A 21,993-nucleotide genomic window follows, 5' to 3' on the forward strand; every position below is an offset into this window, starting at 1 on the left:
TTTCAACGAGGGGGGACCAGATGAAACAGGTGAACAAGGCGGTCTGGATGCCGGTCGGCATCGGCGCGGGCATCGCGATCGGCGCCGGGATCGGCGCGGCGACCGACAATCTGGCGATGTGGCTGGCGCTGGGCGTGGCCATCGGTTCGGGTCTGGGCGTGGCCCTGATGGGGCTGAGCGGCGTCAAGCGAGCGGACAAGAAGACCGAAGAGGCTGCGCCGCTGACGGACGGCGTTCCCTGCGTGAACAGCCACCACAGCGACGGTTCCGACGGCGGAGGCGACGGCGGCGGCGACTAGGCGCGGCGCGTCGCCGCCAGCACGGCGCGGGCGGCGCGCTCGGTCTCGTTCAGCGGCTCATAGGTCCAGGGCGCCAGCGACCCGTCGAAGGGTCGGGCGGCGCCGCGCGCCTGAAGATCGGCGTGCAGGCGGGCGAACTTGCCCGGCGCCTTCTTCGCGACCATCGGCAGGATGTGGACGGGCTTGCCGGTCGAGGCGGCCTCGGTCGCCATATTGGCGCTGTCCTCGGTGACGAGGATGTGGTCGGCGCCGTCCAGCATGGCGAACAGGGGATTGTCGCCCGTACCGTCCCAGATCCAGCCGGGCAGGGCCGACAGGCGCTCGGTCATCGCCGCCTTGGCCGCTTCGGGCGTGCGGCGCGAATAGGTCAGCAGCAGGGCGCCGTTCGCGGCCGATACGGCCTTGGCGATCCGGTCGGCCAGTTCGGCGGCGTGGGCGGGCGGCAGGTCGAAGGCGGCGGACGCGCCGCCCACCATCACCGCTACGCGCGGATGGGGCAGGGGGGCGATGCGCGCGGCGAAGGCGGGCGCGGCCTCGGCCAGTCTTTCACGGGTGATGCGATGGGGGCTGCCGATGATCGACAGGACGTTGGGGTCGCTGAGGCCGTCATGGGCGGGGGCGACGATCAGGTCGTAGCGGTCGTTGCGCCAGCGCGGATCCTGGGTCTGGACGATGAAGGTCTTGCCGCCGCTCCAGCCGCGCACGCGCGCCGACAGCGGCAGGCTGGCGCGGCCGGTGGCGATCCACAGGTCGGGCCATTCGGTCACGTCGCGCGGATCGAACGACCCCGGCGCCAGCATGGCGGGGGTCTTCAGCGCCGACGGCCAGCGGTCGAAGGCGGGGCGCCAGCGGACGGTTTGAACCGTGATCTCGGCCGGGGTCAGGCGGGCGACCGCCTCGGCCAGCCCTAAGGCCTGGTTCTGGATGCCGGTGCGGCCGTCGGACACGACCCAGATGGAAAGAGGGCGCGCGGCCAAGCCGCGCGCCCTGCCTTCAGCCTCACTGTCGGCGGAGGTTACTTCCACTCGACCTTCAGGATCTCATAGGCCTTCACGCCGCCGGGCGTGTTGACCTCGACCACGTCGCCGACCTCTTTCGAGATCAGGGCGCGGGCGATCGGCGAGGCGATGGAGATCTTGCCCAGCTTCACGTCGGCTTCGTGTTCGCCAACGATCTGATAGACGCCTTCTTCCTCGGTGTCCTCGTCCACGAAGGTGACGGTGGCGCCGAACTTGACCTGGTCGCCCGAAAGCTTGGACACGTCGATCACCTGGGCGCGCGACAGCTTGTCCTCGATCTCGGCGATCGAGCCTTCGATCCAGCCCTGGCGTTCCTTGGCGGCGTGGTATTCGGCGTTTTCAGACAGATCGCCATGTTCGCGGGCTTCCGCGATGGCGGCGATCACGCTGGGTCGTTCCACCGACTTCAATTGCTTGAGTTGATCGTCGAGGGAGCGATATCCCTCGGCCGTCATCGGCACTTTTTCCATTGTGTCGTGAGTTTCTTGCTACGCCCGAAGACAGGTGAGAGACGTTCCGGTACCGCTGCGGCCACGGGGGCGTTGCGTGACCGGGGAAGGAAGTTAGGGCGCCCGACGCCCAAACTCAAGATGGCGAAACGGCGCCATGCCGCGCGACGCAAGCGCGCAGCCGTGTTTCGGCGGTTTCCCTACGGCCCGGAGGGCGGGGCGGGCGGGGATGACGGCCCGCGCGCCTTGCTGAAGGCGCGCCGCAGGGCGCTCCAGGCGATGAAGCCCAGGGCGGCGACGGCCAGAAGCATGAAGACGCCCGATACGACCGCGACGCCCGCGGCGATGAAGGCGATGACGAGACAGACGGCCGCGAACAGGGCGGCGATGACCTGGATAACGGACAGACGCATGAAGATGTTAACGCCGTCGGCCGATCCGGGTTTCCTGGGCGGGACGACGCGCCGTCAGCGGCGCCGTCCGCTCCAGCGCTGACGCCGGTGCGGCGCGCGGGCGCCTGCTCCGCCCGTCTGAGCGCTCTGGACCGGCGCGCGGCGGCTCTTCCACAGCCGCCAGGCCAGGGTCGCCAGGGCGATCTTGCCCGCGTGGCGGGCGGCCATGCTGCGGCCCCGGCGGGACAGCAGCAGGCCGCCCAGCAGGGTGGAAAGGCGGGGCAGGGGCATCGGCGGCGTCTCCTCGGGAAGCGGAACCTGCCTGAGGAACGGCTGCGGCGCCGCCGGGTTCAGCGCCCCTTGCCTAACGCTTGGGCATCAGGGCCTCGGCGGCCAGGACCGAGCCTTCGACGCCCAGGGTGACGGCGGGTTCGGGCGTGATGCGGAACAGGGGCGAGTGGTGGCCGGGGGCGTCGTCCACCTGTGCGGGCGGGGTGCCGCCGACGCTGAAGTAGACGCCCTTCACCCCGCTTTCGGGGGTGACGAAATAGGCGAAGTCCTCGGCGCCCATGCCGCCGCGCGGCTTGTCGATCAGCACGTCGTCGCCCAGACCCGCGGTCAGGGCGGCGCGCACGCGGGCGGCGGTCTCGGCGTCGTTGATGGTCGGCGGGGTGTTCTCAAGGGGTGAACGCACCACCGTCGGCAGCTTGTCGTCGGGCACGCCCAGGGCCAGGGCCGTGTTGCGGGCGATGCGGTCGATGCCGTCCAGCAGCTGGGCGCGCACCTCGGGGCTGTCGGCGCGGACGGTCAGCTGCAGGTCCACGCGGTCCGAGATGATGTTGTGCTTGATGCCGCCCTTGATGGCCCCGACCGTGACCACGGCGCCCTCCAGAGGATTGGTCTCGCGGCTGCGCAGGGATTGCAGCGCCACCACGATGTGCGAGGCGACCAGGATGGGATCGACCCCCATGTGCGGCGAGGCGCCGTGCGTGCCGACGCCGTGGACGGCGATGTCCACGCTGTCCGAGCTGGAGGAGGTGATGCCCAGCGGCGCCTCGATCTTGCCGGTCGGGGTGTCGGCCGAGACGTGGAAGGCCAGGGCGTAGTCCGGCTTGGGGAAGCGGGAGTAGAGGCCGTCCTCGACCATGGCGCGGGCGCCGAAGATGCGCTCCTCGGCCGGCTGGGCGATCAGGACCAGCGTGCCGGACCAGTTGGCTTTGCGCGCCTGCATCTGGCGCGCCGTGCCGACCAGGGCGGTGATGTGAACGTCGTGGCCGCAGGCGTGCATGACGGGCTTCTCCACGCCGTCGCTGTCGACCTGGCGGGCGGTGGAGGCGTTGGCGAGGCCCGACTTCTCCTCGACCGGCAGGCCGTCCATGTCGGCGCGGATCATGACCGTGGGTCCAGGGCCGTTGCGCAGGACGGCGACCACGCCCGTGCCGCCGACGCCGGTGGTCACGTCATAGCCCAGGGCGCGCAGCTCCTGCGCCATGCGGGCGGCGGTCTGGACTTCGAGGCCGGACAGTTCGGGGTTGCGGTGGAAGTGGTCGAACAGACTGGCCAGGTTGGCGTCATAGTCCGCCTTGACCGCCGCCTTCAGCCCCGCGTCCTGGGCGATGGCGGGCGCGGCACCGGCCGCCAGAACGGCGGCCAGAATGGCGGTGAGCGTGGTCTTCTTCATGATGGCGTCCCCTCCAATGTCACGCACGACCTTAGCCGCTGGTGGGGATGGGGCAACCGGGGAAGGGGTGATGGCGGCGCCTAGGCGGGGCACGAAAAGGCCCCCGGCGAGCGATCGCCGGGGGCCTTTCTTCAGGTCGAAGCCTGATCTCAGTTGTAGGACTGGATCGGGCGGACATCCATTTCGCCGTGGCGGACGGCGGCGATGGCCTGGGCGGCGGCCAGGGAGCCGGACGCCGTGGTGTAGTAGGGGATCTTCATCATCAGCGCCGTGCGGCGGATCGAGAAGCTGTCGGCCAGGGCCTGCTTGCCGTCCGTGGTGTTGAAGACCAGCTGGACCTCGCCGTTCTTCATGGCGTCGACGATGTTCGGACGGCCTTCCAGCACCTTCTTGACCAGACCGACCTCAAGGCCCTGTTCGGTCAGGTAGCTGTGGGTGCCGCCGGTGGCGATGACCGAGAAGCCCTGCGCCAGCAGGGTCTTCACCGCCTCGACGATGAAGGGCTTGTCGGCGTCGCGCACCGAGACGAAGGCTGTGCCCTCGGTCGGCAGGATGGTGCCGCCGCCGGTCTGGGACTTGGCGAAGGCGCGGGCGAAGGCGGGGGCCAGATCGGCCTCGCCCTCACGCTTCCAGTCCAGGCCCATGACCTCGCCGGTCGAGCGCATTTCCGGGCCCAGGATGGTGTCGACCCCGGCGAAACGGGCAAACGGGAAGACGGCTTCCTTGACCGCGATGTGGTCCAGATTCTTGTCGACCAGACCGAAGGACGACAGCGGAACCCCGGCCATGACCTTGGCGGCGATGGCGGCGACCGGCTGGCCGATGGTCTTGGCGACGAAGGGCGCGGTGCGGCTGGCGCGCGGGTTCACTTCCAGCACGAAGATGCGCGGGTTCTCGCTGTGCGGCTCCTCGATGGCGAACTGCACGTTCATCAGGCCGCGCACCTTCAGGGCCTTGGCCATGGCGGTGGTCTGGCGCTTCAGCTCGGCCACCGTCTCGGGGCGCAGGGAGAAGGGCGGCATGGAGCAGGCGCTGTCGCCCGAATGGACGCCGGCTTCCTCGATGTGCTCCAGCACACCGGCGACGAAGACGGTCTCGTCGTCGCACAGGGCGTCGACGTCCACCTCGGTGGCGCGGTTCAGATAGTGGTCGATCAGGACGGGATCGTCGCCCGAGACGCGCATGGCCTCGCCGACGTAGCGGTCCAGACCCTCGCGGTCGTGGACGATCATCATGCCGCGGCCGCCCAGGACGTAGGACGGGCGCAGGACGACCGGATAGCCGACCTCCTCGGCCTTGATCGCGGCTTCCTCGGCCGAGCGGGCCAGGGCGTTGGGCGGCTGTTGCAGGCCGATGGCCTGAAGCATCTGCTGGAAGCGCTCGCGGTCCTCGGCCAGGTCGATGCTGTCGACGCTGGTGCCCAGGATCGGCACGCCGTCCTCTTGCAGGGCGTGGGCCAGCTTCAGCGGGGTCTGGCCGCCGAACTGGACGACCACGCCCAGCAGTTCGCCCTTGGAGCGTTCGACGTCGATCAGCTCCAGCACGTCCTCAGCCGTCAGCGGCTCGAAATACAGGCGGTCGGAGGTGTCGTAGTCGGTCGAGACGGTCTCGGGGTTGCAGTTGACCATGATGCTCTCGACGCCGATGTCGTCGAAGGCGAAGGCCGCGTGGCAGCAGCAGTAGTCGAACTCGATGCCCTGACCGATGCGGTTCGGACCGCCGCCCAGAATGACGGCCTTCTTGCGGTCCGACACCTCGGCCTCGCAGGCCGGGATCTGGCCCAACGCGCCGGTCTCATAGGTCGAATACATATAGGCGGTGGCCGAGGCGAACTCGGCGGCGCAGGTGTCGATGCGCTTGAACACCGGGCGCACGGCCAGCGCGCGGCGGGCCTTGCGGACCTCGCCCTCGGTCTTGCCGGTCAGGGCGCCCAGACGGGCGTCGGAGAAGCCCTTGGCCTTCAGCTTGCGGAAATCGGTCGCGTCCGTGGGCAGGCCCTGAACGCGGACGTGGCCTTCGGTGCGGATCAGGTCGGCGATCTGGCGCAGGAACCACGGCTCATAGGCGCAGGCGGCCTGCACTTCCTCGACCGTCAGGCCGTGGCGGAAGGCCTGGGCGATGACGCGGATGCGGTCCGGCGTCGGCAGGCCCAGGGCGCGGATGACGGCGGCCTTGATCGCGGCGTCGTCCTCGGCCCCGGCCACGCCGTCGATCTCGATGTCGTCGAAGCCGTTGAGGCCCGTCTCCAGCCCGCGCAGGGCCTTCTGCATGGATTCCTGGAAGGTGCGGCCGATGGCCATGACCTCGCCGACCGACTTCATCGCCGTGGTCAGCGACGGCTCGGAGCCCGGATATTTTTCGAAGGCGAAGCGCGGGATCTTGGTGACGACATAGTCGATGGCCGGCTCGAAGCTGGCCGGGGTGACCATGGTGATGTCGTTCTTCAGCTCGTCCAGCGTATAGCCGACGGCCAGCTTGGCGGCGATCTTGGCGATCGGGAAGCCGGTGGCCTTGGACGCCAGCGCCGAGGAGCGCGACACGCGCGGGTTCATCTCGATGACGACCAGACGGCCGTCCTTGGGGTTGACCGCGAACTGGACGTTCGATCCGCCCGTCTCGACCCCGATCTCGCGCAGCACGGCGATCGAGGCCGCGCGCATCATCTGGTATTCCTTGTCCGTCAGCGTCATGGCCGGGGCGACGGTGATGCTGTCGCCGGTGTGGACGCCCATCGGGTCGATGTTCTCGATCGAGCAGATGATGATGCAGTTGTCCGCATGATCGCGGACGACCTCCATCTCATATTCCTTCCAGCCCAGCACCGACTCTTCGATCAGCACTTCGGTGGTCGGCGACAGGTCGAGGCCGCGCTCCACGATCTCGTGGAATTCCTCGACGTTGTAGGCGATGCCGCCGCCGGTGCCCGCCAGCGTGAACGACGGGCGGATGATGGCGGGCAGGCCGACGAAGGCCAGGGCGTCGTCGGCTTCCTCGATATGGTGGATGGCGCGCGAGCGGGGCGATTCCAGGCCCAGCTTGTCCATCGCGTCGCGGAACTTCTGACGGTCCTCGGCCTTGTCGATGACCTCGGCCTTGGCGCCGATCATCTCGACGCCGTGACGGGCCAGGGCGCCCGAGGCGTTCAGGGCCAGCGCCGTGTTCAGCGCCGTCTGGCCGCCCATGGTGGGCAGCAGGGCGTCCGGCTTCTCCTTGGCGATGATCTTCTCGACCATCTCGGGGGTGATCGGCTCGATATAGGTGGCGTCGGCCACCTCGGGGTCCGTCATGATGGTGGCGGGGTTCGAGTTGACCAGGATGACCCGGTAGCCCTCGGCCTTCAGCGCCTTACAGGCCTGAACGCCGGAATAGTCGAACTCGCACGCCTGGCCGATGACGATCGGACCGGCGCCGATGATCAGGATGGACTGGATGTCTGTGCGCTTGGGCATCGGCGTCTACTCAGTTCGTCACGACCGCGCACTCCCAGCCGTCGTAGTCGAGCTGGAAGGCCGCGGCCCAGGTTTGCATCATGGCCGACACAGGCGAAAACGACGCCTCGTCGACCGGCATGGTGGTCTCCAGGACGGTCATGTCGCCCTGGCCCCGCGTCAGGAAGCCCGCACGGCGGGCCACCTCGCACAGGTCGCCGTGCGCCTCTTCCTCGCCGTAGAAGTAGAACAGCGTATGGCGCGGGGTGATCCCGCTGTCGCCTTGCTCTGCGAGCGCGGCGCGCACCATGGCGTCCTTTTCTTCGTGGCTGGTCAGGGCGGCGGTCTCCACGCGCGCAGACGGACGGGCGCGAGCGCGCTCGCGGCCGATCCGTTCAGGTTGTCGGTTAAGCGGCCCGTTTAGAGAGGGAGGGGCCGGGGGGCAAGGGCCTTGATATGCGAGCGTTTCGCATTTTCTGTGGCGCGTTTGTCACGCAGGCGGCCGAAGATGGTATTTATGTCATGTTTGCGACTTTTTTGTGCGTGCCGTGCGCTCAAAACACTGTTTGCATGTTCGAATTGCGGCGTTGATCGGCAGCTGGAGGGCTTGCTGGGGGACGCGGCGTCGATAGTTAGGAAGGGGCTGTAATGGCCGTCAAAATGCGTTTGCGTGAAACTTCATCGCTGGCGGGAGGCGTCCTCGCCGCCATGTTGGTCACGGCTCCGGCCGTTGCCCAGACGACGCCGGAGCCGGTGGCGGGGGAGGAACAAGCCACTCAGGTCGAGCAGATCGTCGTTACCGGATCGCGTATTCCTCGCAACGAGTTCACGAGCGCGTCGCCCGTACAGGTTCTGACCAGCGCGCGCGCGCAGGCGCGCGGCCTAAGCGATACAGCTCAGATGCTGCAGTCGTCGACGGTCGCCGCGGGGGCGCCGCAGGTGAACTCGACCATTTCCAGCGCCTTCGTCACGGACGGCGGGCCGGGCGCGGCGACGATCTCGTTGCGCGGCCTGGGCGCCAACCGCACCCTGGTTTTGTTGAACGGCCGTCGCGCCGGTCCGGCCGGTACGCGAGGCAGCGTGTCCGCCTTCGACTTGAACGTCATTCCGCAGTCGGCCATCAATCGCATTGACGTCCTGAAGGACGGCGCCTCCTCGATCTATGGCTCGGACGCAGTCGCCGGCGTGGTCAACCTGATCACTGAACGGGGACGCGACGGCGGCCAGATGAGCGTGTTCGCTACGGCGCCCATCGACGGCGGCGGCGAGCAGTACAACATCTCGGGCTCGTTCGGTAAGCGCTTCGATCGCGGTCACATCAGCATCTCGGGCGACTACTATCGCCAAGAGGCGTTGCGCGCCGGGGACCGCGACTATCTGATCTGTAAGAACCAGTTCGTCTTTGAGCCCGGCACCAAGAATCGGGCGGACCGTATCGACCCACGCACCGGGCAACCGACCTGCAACGACACCCTGTGGGGCCAAGTTTACGTCTATGGTCCGGGTTTCGCCGGCCGCGCCGGCCGCTTCCAATACGACTATGACGGCGACCTGGGCCAACATATTCCTGTGCGTCCGACCAATCCCGCCGTCAGCGCCCAGTATCCCGGCGCGCCCTCGGGCTTCTACCTGGTGAACTACGACGCGGCCTCGCGCGGTGTCGTCAACGCCAGCCATCCCTTCGCTCGCGAAGAATCGATCATTCCAGAGGTCGAGCGCTACACGGCGTTCATCGACGGCGCCTATGAAGTCGGCGGCGTGGAGCTCTACGGTGAGTTCCTGCTGAACCGCCGTGAAAGCCGGACGGACAGCTATCGCCAGTTCTGGAACTATACCTATACCTCGACGGGAATGGGGGCTGGCGGCGACCCGGTCAACGGCTTCACCGGCGACTACTATCTGAGCCCGACTCCCGTCACGGACCACTTCGATCAGTCGCAGCGCGTGGATTATATTCGCGGCGTTGCGGGCGTCCGTGGCGATCTGCGGTTGTTCTCCAACAACTGGAAGTGGGATGTCTTCGCGCAGTACAGCCGCTCTGACGGCGAATACACCTCGGATGTGATCCTGAAGGACGCGCTCGAGTCGACCAACTTCAAGACGGAAAGCTGCGTCGGCCAAACTCTGGCGGTCAGCGGTCGCAAGTGCATCGACATGAACTTTGCGGACCCGCGCGTCCTGCGGGGCGACCTTACGGCGGAAGAACGCGCCTTCCTGCTGGATCGTGAGACCGGCACGACGGTCTATGAACAGGTCTATGCTGAGGGCTCTATCGGCGGCACGCTGATGGATCTGCCCGCCGGGCCGCTCGGCCTCGCCCTCGGCTTCCATATTCGTCGCGATGAGATCAATGACACGCCGGGCGAAATCACGCTGGCGAGCAACAGCTGGGGCCTGACCGGTGCAGGCATCACCAAGGGGACGGAGGACACCCGCGAGGTCTACGCCGAACTGGGCGTGCCGCTGCTGAAGGACGCTCCGTTCGCTCAGGAGCTCGATCTGTCGCTGTCGGGTCGCTACACCGATACAAAGACATCGGGCGACGCCTCGACTTATAAGATCGGCCTGAACTGGTCGGTGAACGATGCCGTCCGCTTCCGTGCGACGCATGGCACATCCTTCCGCGCCCCGGCGCTGTTCGAGCTCTACCTCGCTGACCAGACCAGCTACCTGGGCCAACGAAACATCGACCCCTGCCTGAATCTAGATCAACGTCTGGCAGACGGTTCGGTCACGCAAAAGCTCTACAACAACTGCACGAGCACGGCCGGACCTGGCGGCGGCGTGGCCGGCGATTATACGGGCGGCAACTCCTCGTCGGAGATCGTGACGGGCGGCGGTCTAGGCGTCCTGACGCCGGAAACCTCCAAGGCAACGGTTCTGGGCGTGGTCATCACGCCGCCGAACAGCGGGCTGAGCCTGGCTGTCGATTACTTCGACATCGAGATCGAAGATCAGGTGGATTCTCTGGGCGCCAGCGGCATTTTGAGAGCCTGTTATCTGTCGGACAACTTCCCGACCGACCCGATCTGCAACCAGTTCGATCGTGATCCGAATTTGGGCATCACGCAGGTGCGCGACAGCTTCATCAACGTCGCCAAGCAGAATAACCGCGGTCTCGATTTCACTGTCCGCTATGTCCAGGATACCCGCTGGGGCGAGCTGACGATCGACAGCCAGACGACGTGGACGCTTGAGAACCAAACCGCGATGTTCGCGGACAATATCGAGAATCCGCTGGGTGAAGTCGGCTATCCTGAGTTGGTCGGCAACATCAACCTGTCGTTCCAGCGGGGGCCTTGGACGGCCTTCTGGGGCTTCGACTGGATCGGCAAGCAGGACAGCTTCGGCGAGTTCCTGGCAGGCAATGGTTCGCCGACCCTGACCGTCGACGGCCGCAGGGTCGCGGTGAAGGCGCATGCCGAGTTCACCGGCTTCCATAGCGCTTCGCTGGGCTATGATTTCGATAGCTGGAAGCTGATTGGCGGCGTCGCGAATCTGTTCGACGAAAAGCCGCCGGCGGCCACGACCGTGATCGGCGAGTACTCGACAGTTGGAAACTCGATTCTAGCTTCGCAGTACAACGAGGCTTACTATGGGCGTCGTGTCTTCGTTCGGATCAGCAAGTCCTTCTGATCTGACGGAAATTTAAGGACTTAAAATCTATGGGGGCGGCAAGGTTGTACCTTGTCGCCCTCTTTTCATCTGGATTAGGAACAGGTGGGCGTGGGGCGGGCGCTTAATCTGGCCGCTGTGGGGGAAAAGATGGCGATTATCACGGGGATTGCAGACACGTTGAATCAGGAGGTGGCGCGCTTCAATCAGGTCTCTCTGAACCAGCCCGTCATGCTCAACAGCGTGCCAAAGGGTGGAACGCACCTACTCAGGAACATCATCAGGATGTTCGTGCCGATCGATCAGCACTATGACGCTGATTTCATTCAAATTCCGAACATGCATCTGCATCTGGAGGCGTTCAATCCGCACCGGCCCAAGCTGTGCGCCGCCCATCTGCTTTTTAGCGACCAGGCTGCCGCGAATGTGCGAACCGCGCGTCACATTCTGCTTGTCCGCGACCCCTATGACTGGGTTTTGGCTCGGGCCCGTTTCTTTGTCTCGGACGCCTTTCACCAGGACAATCTCGAGCATCTGAAGTCCGGCGTCTTCAATCCGACCATGCTGCTGAATTTTATGATCTTCGGCTTGCACGGAAAGACGCCGGCCCTGGCGGACGTCTACACGCACAATGCCGCCGCCTGGTTGGGAACCGGGGTGTATCTGGTACGCTACGAGGACATACTCGGCGCCCTTTCGGACCTGGAATCGGAGGCCGCCGAGGCGTATTTCGGCGCCTTGCTTGATGCGTGCGGCATTGATCGGCCAGGCGATTGGCGTGAGCGCGTGCGTATCGGCTCCGACCGCAAGCAAAGCCGGACTGCGCGCGAAAATCTGAAGCTGCCGGACGGCATGGCCTTCCCTAAGTCGCTACCTGAACAGCAAAAAGAACTGGTCGATTTTCACGCGCCGGGTCTGCGCCGTCTTCTGGGATACGTCTGAGCCGAAGCCGTTATTTCTGGTCGATCGCGGCGATCCAGTCGGGCAGTTCGGCGATGCGGCTGAGGCTGACGTAGCGGGCGTTGCCCTCTGGCGCGTCGGCCAGTTCGTGGGCCCAGGTGATGTGGTAGGGGATGTGCGCCGCCCAGGCGCCGGCCTCGATGGCGGGCAGGACGTCAGACTTCATGGAATTGCCGGCCATCACCGCCTCGGCCGCGCCCGAGCCGTGGCGGGCGAAGACGCGGTCATAGGTCGAGCGGTCCTTCTCCGACACGATCTCGACGGCGGCGAACAGCTCGCCCAGGCCCGAGGCCGCCAGCTTGCGCTCCTGGTCCATCAGGTCGCCCTTGGTCACGAGCACCAGGCGGTAGGTCTCGGCCAGTTCGGCCAGGGTCTCGTCGACGCCCGGCAGGGTCTCGACGGGGTGGACCAGCATCTCGCGCCCGGCGGCGAGGATTTCGCGCACGATGTGGGGCGGGGCCGAGCCGTCGCACAGCTCCATCGCCGTCTCCAGCATCGACAGGGTGAAGCCCTTCACGCCGTAGCCGTAGAGCCGCAGGTTGCGCCGCTCGACCTGGGCCAGGCGGTCCATCATCACCGGCTCTTCGGCGTGGTCGGCCAGCAGTTCGGCGAACCGCTTCTGGCTCAGGCGGAAGATGGTCTCATTGTGCCAGAGGGTGTCGTCGGCATCGAGGCCGACCGTGGTGACGGGCATGGGCGAACTCCAGAACTTCTGGCCGGGGCATTAGCATGGTTCATGTCCCCGCTCATCCCGACGTCCGCCGGGATGAGCGGGGGGAAGGCGGCGGTGTGGGAAGAATCTTCATGGCGACGGCTGCGACATTTCGGTCTATGCGGCGGACATGAGCCAAGTCGACATCCTGCCTGAACCCTCGCACCGCATCGGCTGGGGCCTGGCCGCCCTGGTGGTGGCGGGGAACATGATCGGATCGGGCGTCTACCTGTTGCCCGCCACCCTGGCGCCGACCGGCAGCTCGAGCGTCATCGGCTGGCTCGTCTGCGGCGTCGGGGCCGTGACCCTGGCGCTGGTGTTCGGCGGTCTGGGGCGGATGCAGCCGGAGGCCGACGGCCTGTCGGACTTCGCCCGGCGCGGTCTGGGGCGTTTCCTGGGTTATCAGACGGGGCTGGCCTATTGGGCGGCCTGTCTGACCGGCAACGTCGCCGTGGCGGTGGCGGGGACCGGCTATCTGGCCTTCTTCTTCCCCGCGCTGAAGGAGCCGATGTGGGGCGCGCTCAGCAATCTGGCGCTGATCTGGCTGACCACGGCGGCCTATGCGGCGGGGTCGAAGACGGCGGCGCGGTTCGGGGCGATCACCCTGGTGCTGGGGCTGATCCCGATCGGCCTGGCCATCATCGCCGGCGTCATCGCCTTCAGCGGAGAGACCTTCGCCGCATCGTGGAGCCCGGCGGGCGAGCCGCTGATGAAGACGGTTCCGGCCTCGCTGGCCGTGATCTTCTGGGCCTTCCTGGGCGTCGAGAGCGCGGCGGCCCTGTCCAGCCAAGTGAAGAACCCGGCGACCGACGTGGGCCGCGCCTCGCTGGGCGGGGTGCTGCTGGCCTTCGTCGTCTATGTGGCGGCCAGCGTGGCCGTGTTCGGGGTCATCCCGGCCGACGTGCTGGCCCATTCGACCAGCCCTTACGCCGATCTGGTGGCGCGGGTCATGGGGGCCTCGGTGGCCGGGCTGGTGGCGGCCTGCGCCGTCATCAAGGCGACCGGCACCATTGCGGGCTGGACCATGATGGGGGGCGAGACGGCCCGCGCCTCGGCCGAGGCGGGCTGGCTGCCGCGTTGGTTCGGCGGGGCGCAGAAGGGCAAGACGCCCCTGTCCAATCCCTTGATCAACGGGGTCATCATGAGCGCCATGGTGATCGCCAGCGCCCAGCCGACCCTGGGCCAGCAGTTCGGCGTGCTGATCGGCGTGACCTCGGTGCTGACGCTGTGCCTCTACGCCCTGTGTTCGGTGACGCTGTGGAAGCTGACGACCAAGCCGGGCTGGCGTCTGCTGGCCGTCGGCGGGGCGGTGTTCTCGGCCTTTGCGGTCGCGGCGGCGGCGGGCGGCTACATCTGGCCCAGCGTCGGCTTTTTCGCCGCGACCAGCTTGGCCTGGCTGTGGGTTCGCAAGCGACAGGGACGCGCGCAGGGCGCATAGTCGAAAGCCTGTGTTGACACGCCCCCTTCATCTCTTTAGCGACGCCGCCGTTTGTCCGCCCGTATTCACTGCTAGGAGCCCTGCGCCATGACGACTCAAATCCTGTCCGGCGCCACCGGCGTCCTCGTGCTCGCAGATGGAACGGTCCTGTCGGGGATCGGCGTCGGCGCGACCGGCTCGGCCCTGGGCGAAGTGGTTTTCAACACCTCGATGACGGGCTATCAGGAAATCCTGACCGACCCTTCGTACATGAGCCAGATCCTGGCCTTCACCTTCCCGCACATCGGCAACGTCGGCATGAACCTGGAAGACATCGAGCAGATCGGCGAGGCGCCCGAGCGCGCGGCGCGCGGCGTCATCCTGCGCGACGTGCCGACCGATCCGGCCAACTGGCGCGCCTCGGGCGGGCTGGACGCCTGGATGAAGTCGCGCGGCGTCATCGGCCTGGCGGGCGTCGACACCCGCGCCCTGACCCAGCTGATCCGCGAGAAGGGCGCCCCGCACGCCGTCATCGCCCACGCCCCCGACGGCCAGTTCGACCTGGAGGCTCTGACGGCCCAGGCGCGCGACTGGAAGGGCCTGGTCGGCCTGGACCTGGCCAAGGACGCCTCGACCACCCAGGCCTTTGAATGGACCGAGGGCGCCTGGGAATGGCCGACCGGCTACGCCCAGCCCGAGGCCGGCGACACGTCGGTGGTGGTCGTCGACTACGGCGTGAAGCGCAACATCCTGCGCGCCCTGGCCTCGACCGGGGTGAAGATCACCGTGGTCCCCGCCTCGACCACGGCGGAAGAGATTCTGGCCCGCAACCCCGACGGCGTCGTCCTGTCGAACGGTCCGGGCGATCCGGCGGCGACCGGCGAGTACGCCGTGCCGGAAATCCGCAAGCTGCTGGACAGCGGCAAGCCGCTGATGGGCATCTGCCTGGGCCACCAGATGCTGGCCATCGCGCTCGGCGCCAAGACGCTGAAGATGGAGCAGGGCCACCACGGCGCCAACCACCCGGTCAAGGATCTGACCACGGGCAAGGTCGAGATCGTGTCGATGAACCACGAGTTCTCGGTCGACCGCGACAGCCTGCCCGAGGCCGTGGTTGAAACCCATGTGTCGCTGTTCGACGGGACCAATTGCGGGATTGCGCTGAAGGATAAACCCGTGTTCAGCGTGCAGCATCACCCGGAGGCCTCGTCGGGTCCGACCGACAGCCTCTATCTGTTCAAGCGTTTCGTGGATTCCATGAGGGCGTAAATGGGGGCTCCCGCAGCGAAGTCCGCTTATCTCGGCTGGGTTTCTGCTGCGATCGCAGGGGAGAGGGAGGCTTCTCCAGCCATTGCGGCGGCCGAACATGACCTGATCCTGGGCTACGCCACGGGGTATGAGGCCGCCGACGTGGCGGTCTTCGTGCGCTCGCTGCGCGCGGTCTACGCCGGGCCGGTGGTGCTGGTGACGGATCAGGAGCCTGCGCTTCTGGCCTTTCTGGCCGAGCACGACGTGGCGTCGGTCCCGCCCGCCCGCCTGCCCGACGACGCTTGGCGGCCGCACCCGGTGATGCAGCGGTTCGCCGCCTTCGACAGGCTGATGAGCGAGCGGCCCTGGGCGCGCAGCGTGCTGATGACCGATGTGCGCGACGTGGTCTTCCAGGCGCCGCCCTTCGACCCGCCGCCGCTGAAGTCCGAGTTCTTCGTCGAGTATGACGGGGGGCTGAAGGGCCACGCCTTCAACATGAAATATCTGCGCGGCGTCGGCGGCGAGGACGTGGCGCGGGCGCTGGCCGACAAGCCGTGCGTCTGCGTCGGCACGGTGATGGGACCGCGCGAGAGCATGATCCGCTTCTGCCGCACCCTGCTGATGCTGGCGGCCATTCCGAGGTCCGAGATCGGCGGCGCCTTCGGGGCGGATCAGGCGGCCTGCAACATCGCCCTGCATCTGGGGCTGGTCGAGGGGGAGGCGTCCCCCAACTACGGCCGGATCGCCACGATCGGCCTGACCCCGAGCGCGGACCTGTCCCTGGCGGACGGGCGGATCGTCAACCCGGACGGGGGGATCAGCGCGATCGTGCACCAGTACGACCGCCACCCGGCCCTGATGGCCGCCATGCACGAACGCTGGGGGCGGGGCTTCGAGGTGCGCGAGCGGCGGCGGGGCAAGAGCCTGTCCGAGCGCGGGCGCAAGCTGAAGGAATCCCTGGCGCGGCGTCTGCCCGAACTGCGCTGAGGCTCAGGGCAGGGGCGCGGCCTCGGCGCGGCGCAGATCGGCCGCCTTGCCGACGGCGACGCAGGCGGCGTGCAGCCAGTAGTCGGCGTCCTCGTTGCGATTCTCCTGCCGACGCTGCCGGCCGCGCTGCCGCCTCAACGCGGCGTTGGCCAGCAGGCGGGCGTGAAGCGCGCGCGGCTTGAGCGGGGGGACAGCGGGAGAGCCGGGGACGGCGACGGCGTCGGGGCCTTGGGGCTCCACCGCCGGGCGGGCGATGGCGATGAACATGCGAAAACCCATCTGGGACGGCGTCGGCCACGGTCTGCGGCGGCGTCGTCGGAACGGCCTCTGCTTCTCAGAGGCGCTGAAAGAATCCACAGAAGCTGTGGATAGTTCCGCTGTTATACGAAAAATATTGTTCGTAATCAGATGGTTGTCGTCGCAATCTGGTCAATATGGTTAATGAAATCCTAACCGCCGGGCGGGCCGATGACCACCCTGGGGGCCTGGTCCGTACGACGGCGGGGGCTGGGGCGCGCCTCTGACGGAGCGACGCGCCGCTCGAACGCGCGGCCGGCCATGGCCTGGGCCTCGCCCGCCTGGAACAGGGCGGTCATGTGGGCCTGGGTGAAGTCCAGGGTGTTGGCCTCGACCTCATCGGGAATGGCGGCGACCGACAGGGTCATGTCGTGACGGTGCGCGAACTGGGTGACGGCCGTCAGATCCGAGCGTTGCAGCGCCTTCATCATGGTGTCGAAGCTGCGCGCGGCGATGCTGACCGCCGAGATGCGCGCCACTTCGAAGCGAGGATCCCACTGGCCGTTGACGACGATCCAGATCCGGGCGTCGCCGAGGGGGCGGTTGGACGGGGTGTCGAGCAGCAGGGCCTGCGGCACGACCAGGAAGCTGGACACCGTGCCGCCGTCGACGTGCAGCTCCTGAATGCGGCGGCCCTGATGCTCGACGTCCAGCAGGACGGGCGGGAAGGCGCCGGGGATGCTGGCCGAGGCGATCAGCACATTGACGAACAGCAGGCGCGAGGCCGGGTCGTCGCGCTGGGCGATGGCGCCCATGTCCCAGACGACCTGGGTCTGGGTGTCCAGGCTGGTGGTCGAGACATAGAGGCGGCGGCCCTTGCGGTGTTCCTCGGCGATGGCCGCCAGCAGCTCGGGCGAGATGTTGTTGAGCACCAGATTGGTCAGGGGCTCGGGCTTGAACACGCCGGGCAGCAGCAGGGCGTAGAGGCCGCGCGACTTCAGCAGCTGGTCGGTCTGGCCGCTGGTGTAGGCGTGCTCCAGCGCCGGGTCGAAACGCTGGCCCGCAAAGACGAAGGGCGCGATCAGGGCGCCGGTCGACACGCCGGTCACCACCTCGAAGTCGGGCCGGTTTCCGGCCTGGCTCCATCCGACCATGACGCCCGCGCCATAGGCCCCATTGGCCCCGCCGCCGGACAGGGCCAGGATGTCGAAGGCTCCGTCGTGGGCGGCGTTCTGGGCGTTGATCGTCTCGCGCACGAAGCGGGCGCGCTCGCCCTCGGTGCGGAAATCATAGCGCCAGGGCGGACTGGCGGCGGCCAGGTCGGCGGCGTCGAAGACCGGACGCGGAATCGTCTGGCAGGCGCCGAGCGTCAGGAAGACGGCGGGCAGCAGCATCAGGATCAGCAGGCGAAGGTGGCGCATGATCGCAAGGACTCCGGCAAGGCTGGCACGACTTAAAGCCCAGTCGTGCGACAGAAGGAAGTCAGGCGGTTGTCCCCGGACTTATCCCCAGGCGGCGTTTTGGCCGGGGGCCGTCGCGGCGGCGAGCGGGCGGGGGCTGGCCTTTGCCCGCCATCGGACGGCATAGGTCAGGCGTGCGATTTGACGAACGGTTCATCGAGGAGCTGAAGGCCCGCCTTCGGCCGTCCGACATCATCGGGCGGACGGTGAAGCTCAAGCGTCAGGGACGCGAGTTCGTCGGCCTGAGCCCCTTCTCGAAGGAGAAGTCGCCCAGCTTCTTCGTCAATGACGACAAGGGTTTCTTCCACGACTTCAGCTCGGGCAAGCACGGCGACGTCATCAGCTTCCTGCAGGAGACGGAGCGCCTCAGCTTCGTCGAGGCGGTCAGCCGTCTGGCGGGCGAGGCGGGGATGCAGCTTCCGGCCGAAGACCCTCAGGCCGCCGAGCGCGAGCAGAAGCGTCAGGGTCTGGCCGACTGGATGGACCTGTCCCAGAAGTGGTTCGCCGCCAATCTGCGCCGCAGCGTCGGCAAGGCGGCGCGCGAATATCTGGAAAAGCGCGGCCTGCCCGAGGACCAGTGGGAGCGTTTCGGCCTGGGCTATGCGCCCAACGACCGCGAGGGGCTGAAGCAGGCGCTGGTCCAGCGCGGGGCGCGGCCGGGCGATCTGGTCGAGGCGGGGATGCTGATCGCGCCGGAAGGGGGCGGCCAGCCCTATGACCGCTTCCGCGACCGGCTGATGTTCCCGATCCTGGACGCGCGCGGGCGCATCGTCAGCTTCGGCGGACGGGCGATGAATCCCGACGATCGGGCCAAGTATCTGAACGGGCCGGAGACCTCCCTGTTTCACAAGGGGGCGACGCTTTATGGCCTGCCGGAGGCGCGGCGGATCATGGGCGCCGAGAGCCGGGGCGAGCAGGGCATCATCGTCGTCGAAGGCTATATGGACGTCATCGCCTGCCAGCGGGCGGGGCTGCCTGCGGTCGCGCCGATGGGCACGGCCCTGACCGAGGAGCAGATGGAGCGTCTGTGGCGCGTCTCGTCCGAGCCGGTGCTGAGCTTCGACGGAGATGCGGCGGGCCTGCGCGCCGCCTATCGTTCGATCGAGCGGGCGCTGCCGCTGTTGAAGCCGGGCAAATCGTTCCGCTTCGCCCTGCTGGAGGGCGGGCAGGATCCGGACGACATCCTGCGCGATCGCGGGGCGCCCGCCCTGCGTCAGGCGATGGCGACGACCCGGCCCTTCGCCGAGGTGCTGTTCCGCCGCGAGGTGGAGGCCGAACCGCTGGACACGCCCGAACGCAAGGCGGGGCTGAAGGGGCGTCTGCGTCAGGCGGCCAACGCGGTGCAGGACAAGGATCTGGCCGAGCAATACAGGCGCGACCTGTTCGATCGCTTCGACGCCCTGTTCCCGCGTCAGCAACAGCAGCGGCCGCCGCAGTCGGGCGGACGGCCGGGGCCGGGCGGGCGTTGGCGCGGTCCGCCGCCCCTGCAGGGACAGACGGTGGAGGGGGCGCAGGCCATGCAGGCCCTGTTCCGATCGGTCGAGCCGATCGCCGCCGCCCTGGCCCACGGCGCCATCGACGACCCGGAGCGGCTGGACGATCACATGGAGGCGGTGGCGCGCTACGGCTTCGGCGATCCGGCCCTGGACGGGCTGGCCCAGGAGCTGGTTCGACTGCGTTTCTCGGGCCGGACCCTTGACTCCGCCGCCCTGCGCCGCCATCTGGCCCAATCGGGTCATGATGCCTTGATGCACGAGGTCGAGAAGGCGGCGGCGAAGTCCGGCGCGCCATTCCTGGCTGCAGACAAGCCCCTCGGCGAGGCGAGGATCCGGTGGTCGCAAGCGTTCGACGCTCTGACCCGCGCAGCGGCGTTGGACGAGGCGCTGGCTTCAGCGAAGTCGGAGGCTCATCGGGCCTTCGATAACTCAGCTTTCGCCCTGGTGAAGGCTGAGCGCGATGCTTTGCGGCGAGCCATCAAGACCGGAACGATTTGGGAAGACGCGGCTTCTTCGTAACCAACGAAGTCGTCGGGCGTTGTATTTTCGCCGCAGGGGCCTGATCACCCTCCGTGGCCGTGGAGACAGACTGAATGAGCGCGCAGACCGAGACGCAGGACGCCGAAACCAACGCCGACGGGCCCCTGCTCGATCTCACCGACGCCGGGGTGAAGAAATTCATCCGCCAGGCGAAGACGCGCGGCTATGTGACGATGGAGGAGCTGAACAAGGTTCTGCCGTCCGAAGAAGTCACGCCGGACCAGATCGAAGACATCCTGGCCATGCTGTCGGAGATGGGCGTCAACGTCGTCGAAGCCGAAGAGGACGCCGCTGAGGCGACCGGCACCGACGTGGCCGCCGCCGCCGAGACCTCGGTCGCCGAAGCTCCGGCCAAGGCCGCCTATGACCGCACCGACGACCCGGTGCGGATGTATCTGCGCGAAATGGGCACGGTCGAGCTGCTGAGCCGCGAGGGCGAAATCGCCATCGCCAAGCGCATCGAGGCCGGCCGCGACGCCATGATCTCGGGCCTGTGCGAAAGCGCCCTGACCTTCGAGGCCATCATGGTCTGGCGCGAGGAGCTGGCCAACAACCGCATCCTGCTGCGCGAAGTGATCGACCTGGACGCCACCTACGGCATCCTGAATCCCTCGTCCCTGCCGCACAACCAGCCCGCCCCGGCCCAGCCGACCGGCGAGCCGGACGGCGACGGCGAAGAGGACGACGACGAGGACTTCGACGACGGCGGCGCCATGTCGATCTCGGCCCTGGAGGCCGAGCTGCGCGACGGCGTCATGGAGGTGCTGGACGCCATCGCCGTCGACTTCGGCGAGTTCCGCAAGCTGCAGGACAAGCTGGTCGAGGCGCGCCTGAAGGGCGAAGTCCTGACCGCCAAGGACCAGAAGACCTATGAGGCCCTGACGGCGTCCATCTCGGACCGCCTGAAGACGATGAAGCTGAACAACGCCCGTATCGAGGCGCTGGTCGAGCAGCTGTACGCCATCAACAAGCGCCTGATCGGCCAGGAAGGCCGCCTGCTGCGTCTGGCCGACGGCTACGGCATTTCGCGGCCCGAGTTCCTCAAGGCCTATTTCGGCTCGGAGATGGACCCGACCTGGGCCGAGCGCATCAAGGAGATGGGCGTCCGCTGGACCAAGTTCAGCGAGAATGAAGCCGCCCAGATCGACACGATCCGCACCCAGATCGCCGCTGTCGCCACCGAGGCGGGCGTGCCGATCGACGACTATCGCCGCATCGTCCAGATGGTGCAGAAGGGCGAGCGCGAGGCCCGTCAGGCCAAGAAGGAAATGGTCGAGGCCAACCTGCGCCTCGTGATCTCCATCGCCAAGAAATACACCAACCGCGGCCTGCAGTTCCTGGACCTGATCCAGGAAGGCAACATCGGCCTGATGAAGGCGGTCGACAAGTTCGAGTACCGCCGCGGCTACAAGTTCTCGACCTACGCCACCTGGTGGATCCGTCAGGCGATCACCCGCTCGATCGCCGACCAGGCGCGCACCATCCGTATTCCGGTGCACATGATCGAGACGATCAACAAGATCGTCCGCACCCAGCGCCAGATGCTGCACGAGATCGGCCGCGAGGCGACCCCGGAAGAGCTGGCCGAACGTCTGGCCATGCCGCTGGAGAAGGTCCGCAAGGTGCTGAAGATCGCCAAGGAGCCGATCTCGCTGGAAACCCCGATCGGCGACGAGGAAGACAGCCACCTGGGCGACTTCATCGAGGACAAGAACGCCGTCCTGCCGATCGACGCCGCCATCCAGTCGAACCTGCGCGAGACGACGACCCGCGTGCTGGCCTCGCTGACCCCGCGCGAGGAGCGTGTCCTGCGGATGCGCTTCGGCATCGGCATGAACACCGACCACACCCTGGAAGAGGTCGGCCAGCAGTTCTCGGTCACGCGCGAACGCATCCGTCAGATCGAGGCCAAGGCCCTGCGCAAGCTGAAGCACCCCTCGCGGTCGCGGAAGCTGCGGAGCTTCCTGGACAGCTGATCCGGGAAAATGATTGGAAAAGGGCGGCTCCGACGGGGCCGCCCTTTTTTATTGACGCGGTCTCCCTCCCGCATCGA

18 protein-coding genes are annotated in these 21,993 nt (G+C 67.3%); 8 read left to right on the forward strand and 10 right to left on the reverse strand.

All coding sequences use genetic code 11. The features are described from left to right. Positions 1 to 20: 20 nt before the first annotated feature. Positions 21 to 299, forward strand: a complete 279-nt coding sequence (locus FGL25_RS02110; protein WP_088491643.1) for a hypothetical protein — start codon at positions 21 to 23, stop codon at positions 297 to 299. Here the strand turns inward: FGL25_RS02110 and FGL25_RS02115 are convergent. The 7 genes from FGL25_RS02115 to FGL25_RS02145 all read right to left on the reverse strand — a co-directional run bounded on the left by FGL25_RS02115 (position 296) and on the right by FGL25_RS02145 (position 7,620). Then, on the reverse strand, positions 296 to 1,276 hold the full coding sequence (locus tag FGL25_RS02115) for a mitochondrial fission ELM1 family protein (RefSeq protein WP_252969966.1): 981 nt from the start codon (positions 1,274 to 1,276) through the stop codon (positions 296 to 298). The two genes, FGL25_RS02110 and FGL25_RS02115, sit on opposite strands and share 4 nt — an antisense overlap. Before the next feature lie 38 nt (positions 1,277 to 1,314). After that, complete coding sequence (gene greA / locus FGL25_RS02120) at positions 1,315 to 1,788, reverse strand: transcription elongation factor GreA (protein ID WP_003166075.1); 474 nt, start codon at positions 1,786 to 1,788, stop codon at positions 1,315 to 1,317. Between the two features lie 179 nt (positions 1,789 to 1,967). Next, complete coding sequence (locus tag FGL25_RS02125; protein WP_003166074.1) at positions 1,968 to 2,180, reverse strand: hypothetical protein; 213 nt, start codon at positions 2,178 to 2,180, stop codon at positions 1,968 to 1,970. 54 nt (positions 2,181 to 2,234) lie between these two features. After that, entirely contained in the window at positions 2,235 to 2,450 is a 216-nt protein-coding gene (locus tag FGL25_RS02130) for a cysteine protease (protein ID WP_138140832.1), read from the reverse strand. Between the two features lie 73 nt (positions 2,451 to 2,523). Beyond that, on the reverse strand, positions 2,524 to 3,840 hold the full coding sequence (locus tag FGL25_RS02135) for an amidohydrolase (protein WP_138140833.1): 1,317 nt from the start codon (positions 3,838 to 3,840) through the stop codon (positions 2,524 to 2,526). Positions 3,841 to 3,989: 149 nt separating this feature from the next. After that, the gene (gene carB, locus FGL25_RS02140; RefSeq protein ID WP_138140834.1) at positions 3,990 to 7,289 is read right to left on the reverse strand and encodes a carbamoyl-phosphate synthase large subunit; all 3,300 of its coding nucleotides are present in this window, start codon (positions 7,287 to 7,289) and stop codon (positions 3,990 to 3,992) included. 10 nt (positions 7,290 to 7,299) lie between these two features. Continuing rightward, positions 7,300 to 7,620 (reverse strand): ribonuclease E inhibitor RraB, encoded by a 321-nt coding sequence (locus FGL25_RS02145; protein ID WP_003166071.1) that lies wholly within the window; start codon positions 7,618 to 7,620, stop codon positions 7,300 to 7,302. A 296-nt stretch (positions 7,621 to 7,916) separates the two neighbouring features. Between FGL25_RS02145 and FGL25_RS02150 the strand changes: the two genes are divergently transcribed. Then, entirely contained in the window at positions 7,917 to 10,904 is a 2,988-nt protein-coding gene (locus FGL25_RS02150; RefSeq protein WP_252969967.1) for a TonB-dependent receptor plug domain-containing protein, read from the forward strand. A 90-nt stretch (positions 10,905 to 10,994) separates the two neighbouring features. Continuing rightward, positions 10,995 to 11,825 (forward strand): hypothetical protein, encoded by an 831-nt coding sequence (locus tag FGL25_RS02155; protein ID WP_252969968.1) that lies wholly within the window; start codon positions 10,995 to 10,997, stop codon positions 11,823 to 11,825. A gap of 10 nt (positions 11,826 to 11,835) precedes the next feature. Here FGL25_RS02155 and FGL25_RS02160 read toward each other — a convergent pair whose 3' ends face one another. Then, positions 11,836 to 12,537 (reverse strand): HAD family hydrolase, encoded by a 702-nt coding sequence (locus FGL25_RS02160; protein ID WP_138140835.1) that lies wholly within the window; start codon positions 12,535 to 12,537, stop codon positions 11,836 to 11,838. A 148-nt stretch (positions 12,538 to 12,685) separates the two neighbouring features. Here FGL25_RS02160 and FGL25_RS02165 point away from each other — a divergent pair, with 148 nt between their 5' ends. The 3 genes from FGL25_RS02165 (at position 12,686) to FGL25_RS02175 (ending at position 16,207) form a co-directional block, all read left to right on the forward strand. Then, positions 12,686 to 13,993 (forward strand): amino acid permease, encoded by a 1,308-nt coding sequence (locus tag FGL25_RS02165; RefSeq protein WP_138140836.1) that lies wholly within the window; start codon positions 12,686 to 12,688, stop codon positions 13,991 to 13,993. An 87-nt stretch (positions 13,994 to 14,080) separates the two neighbouring features. Then, on the forward strand, positions 14,081 to 15,241 hold the full coding sequence (carA, locus tag FGL25_RS02170) for a glutamine-hydrolyzing carbamoyl-phosphate synthase small subunit (RefSeq protein WP_138140837.1): 1,161 nt from the start codon (positions 14,081 to 14,083) through the stop codon (positions 15,239 to 15,241). Further along, positions 15,242 to 16,207, forward strand: a complete 966-nt coding sequence (locus tag FGL25_RS02175; RefSeq protein WP_138140838.1) for a hypothetical protein — start codon at positions 15,242 to 15,244, stop codon at positions 16,205 to 16,207. It begins immediately after the preceding gene. A 3-nt stretch (positions 16,208 to 16,210) separates the two neighbouring features. Here FGL25_RS02175 and FGL25_RS02180 read toward each other — a convergent pair whose 3' ends face one another. Both FGL25_RS02180 and FGL25_RS02185 read right to left on the reverse strand, forming a co-directional pair. After that, positions 16,211 to 16,486: a hypothetical protein gene (locus tag FGL25_RS02180; protein ID WP_128718735.1), complete on the reverse strand. Its 276-nt coding sequence runs from the start codon at positions 16,484 to 16,486 to the stop codon at positions 16,211 to 16,213. A gap of 170 nt (positions 16,487 to 16,656) precedes the next feature. Beyond that, positions 16,657 to 17,865: a patatin-like phospholipase family protein gene (locus tag FGL25_RS02185; RefSeq protein WP_138140839.1), complete on the reverse strand. Its 1,209-nt coding sequence runs from the start codon at positions 17,863 to 17,865 to the stop codon at positions 16,657 to 16,659. A 173-nt stretch (positions 17,866 to 18,038) separates the two neighbouring features. Here FGL25_RS02185 and dnaG point away from each other — a divergent pair, with 173 nt between their 5' ends. Continuing rightward, positions 18,039 to 19,919: a DNA primase gene (gene dnaG, locus FGL25_RS02190; protein WP_138140840.1), complete on the forward strand. Its 1,881-nt coding sequence runs from the start codon at positions 18,039 to 18,041 to the stop codon at positions 19,917 to 19,919. A 74-nt stretch (positions 19,920 to 19,993) separates the two neighbouring features. After that, complete coding sequence (gene rpoD / locus FGL25_RS02195) at positions 19,994 to 21,916, forward strand: RNA polymerase sigma factor RpoD (protein WP_003166061.1); 1,923 nt, start codon at positions 19,994 to 19,996, stop codon at positions 21,914 to 21,916. The last annotated feature ends 77 nt before the right edge of the window (positions 21,917 to 21,993 follow it).

Source organism: Brevundimonas vancanneytii, from assembly GCF_901421975.1.
Classification (GTDB): domain Bacteria; phylum Pseudomonadota; class Alphaproteobacteria; order Caulobacterales; family Caulobacteraceae; genus Brevundimonas; species Brevundimonas diminuta.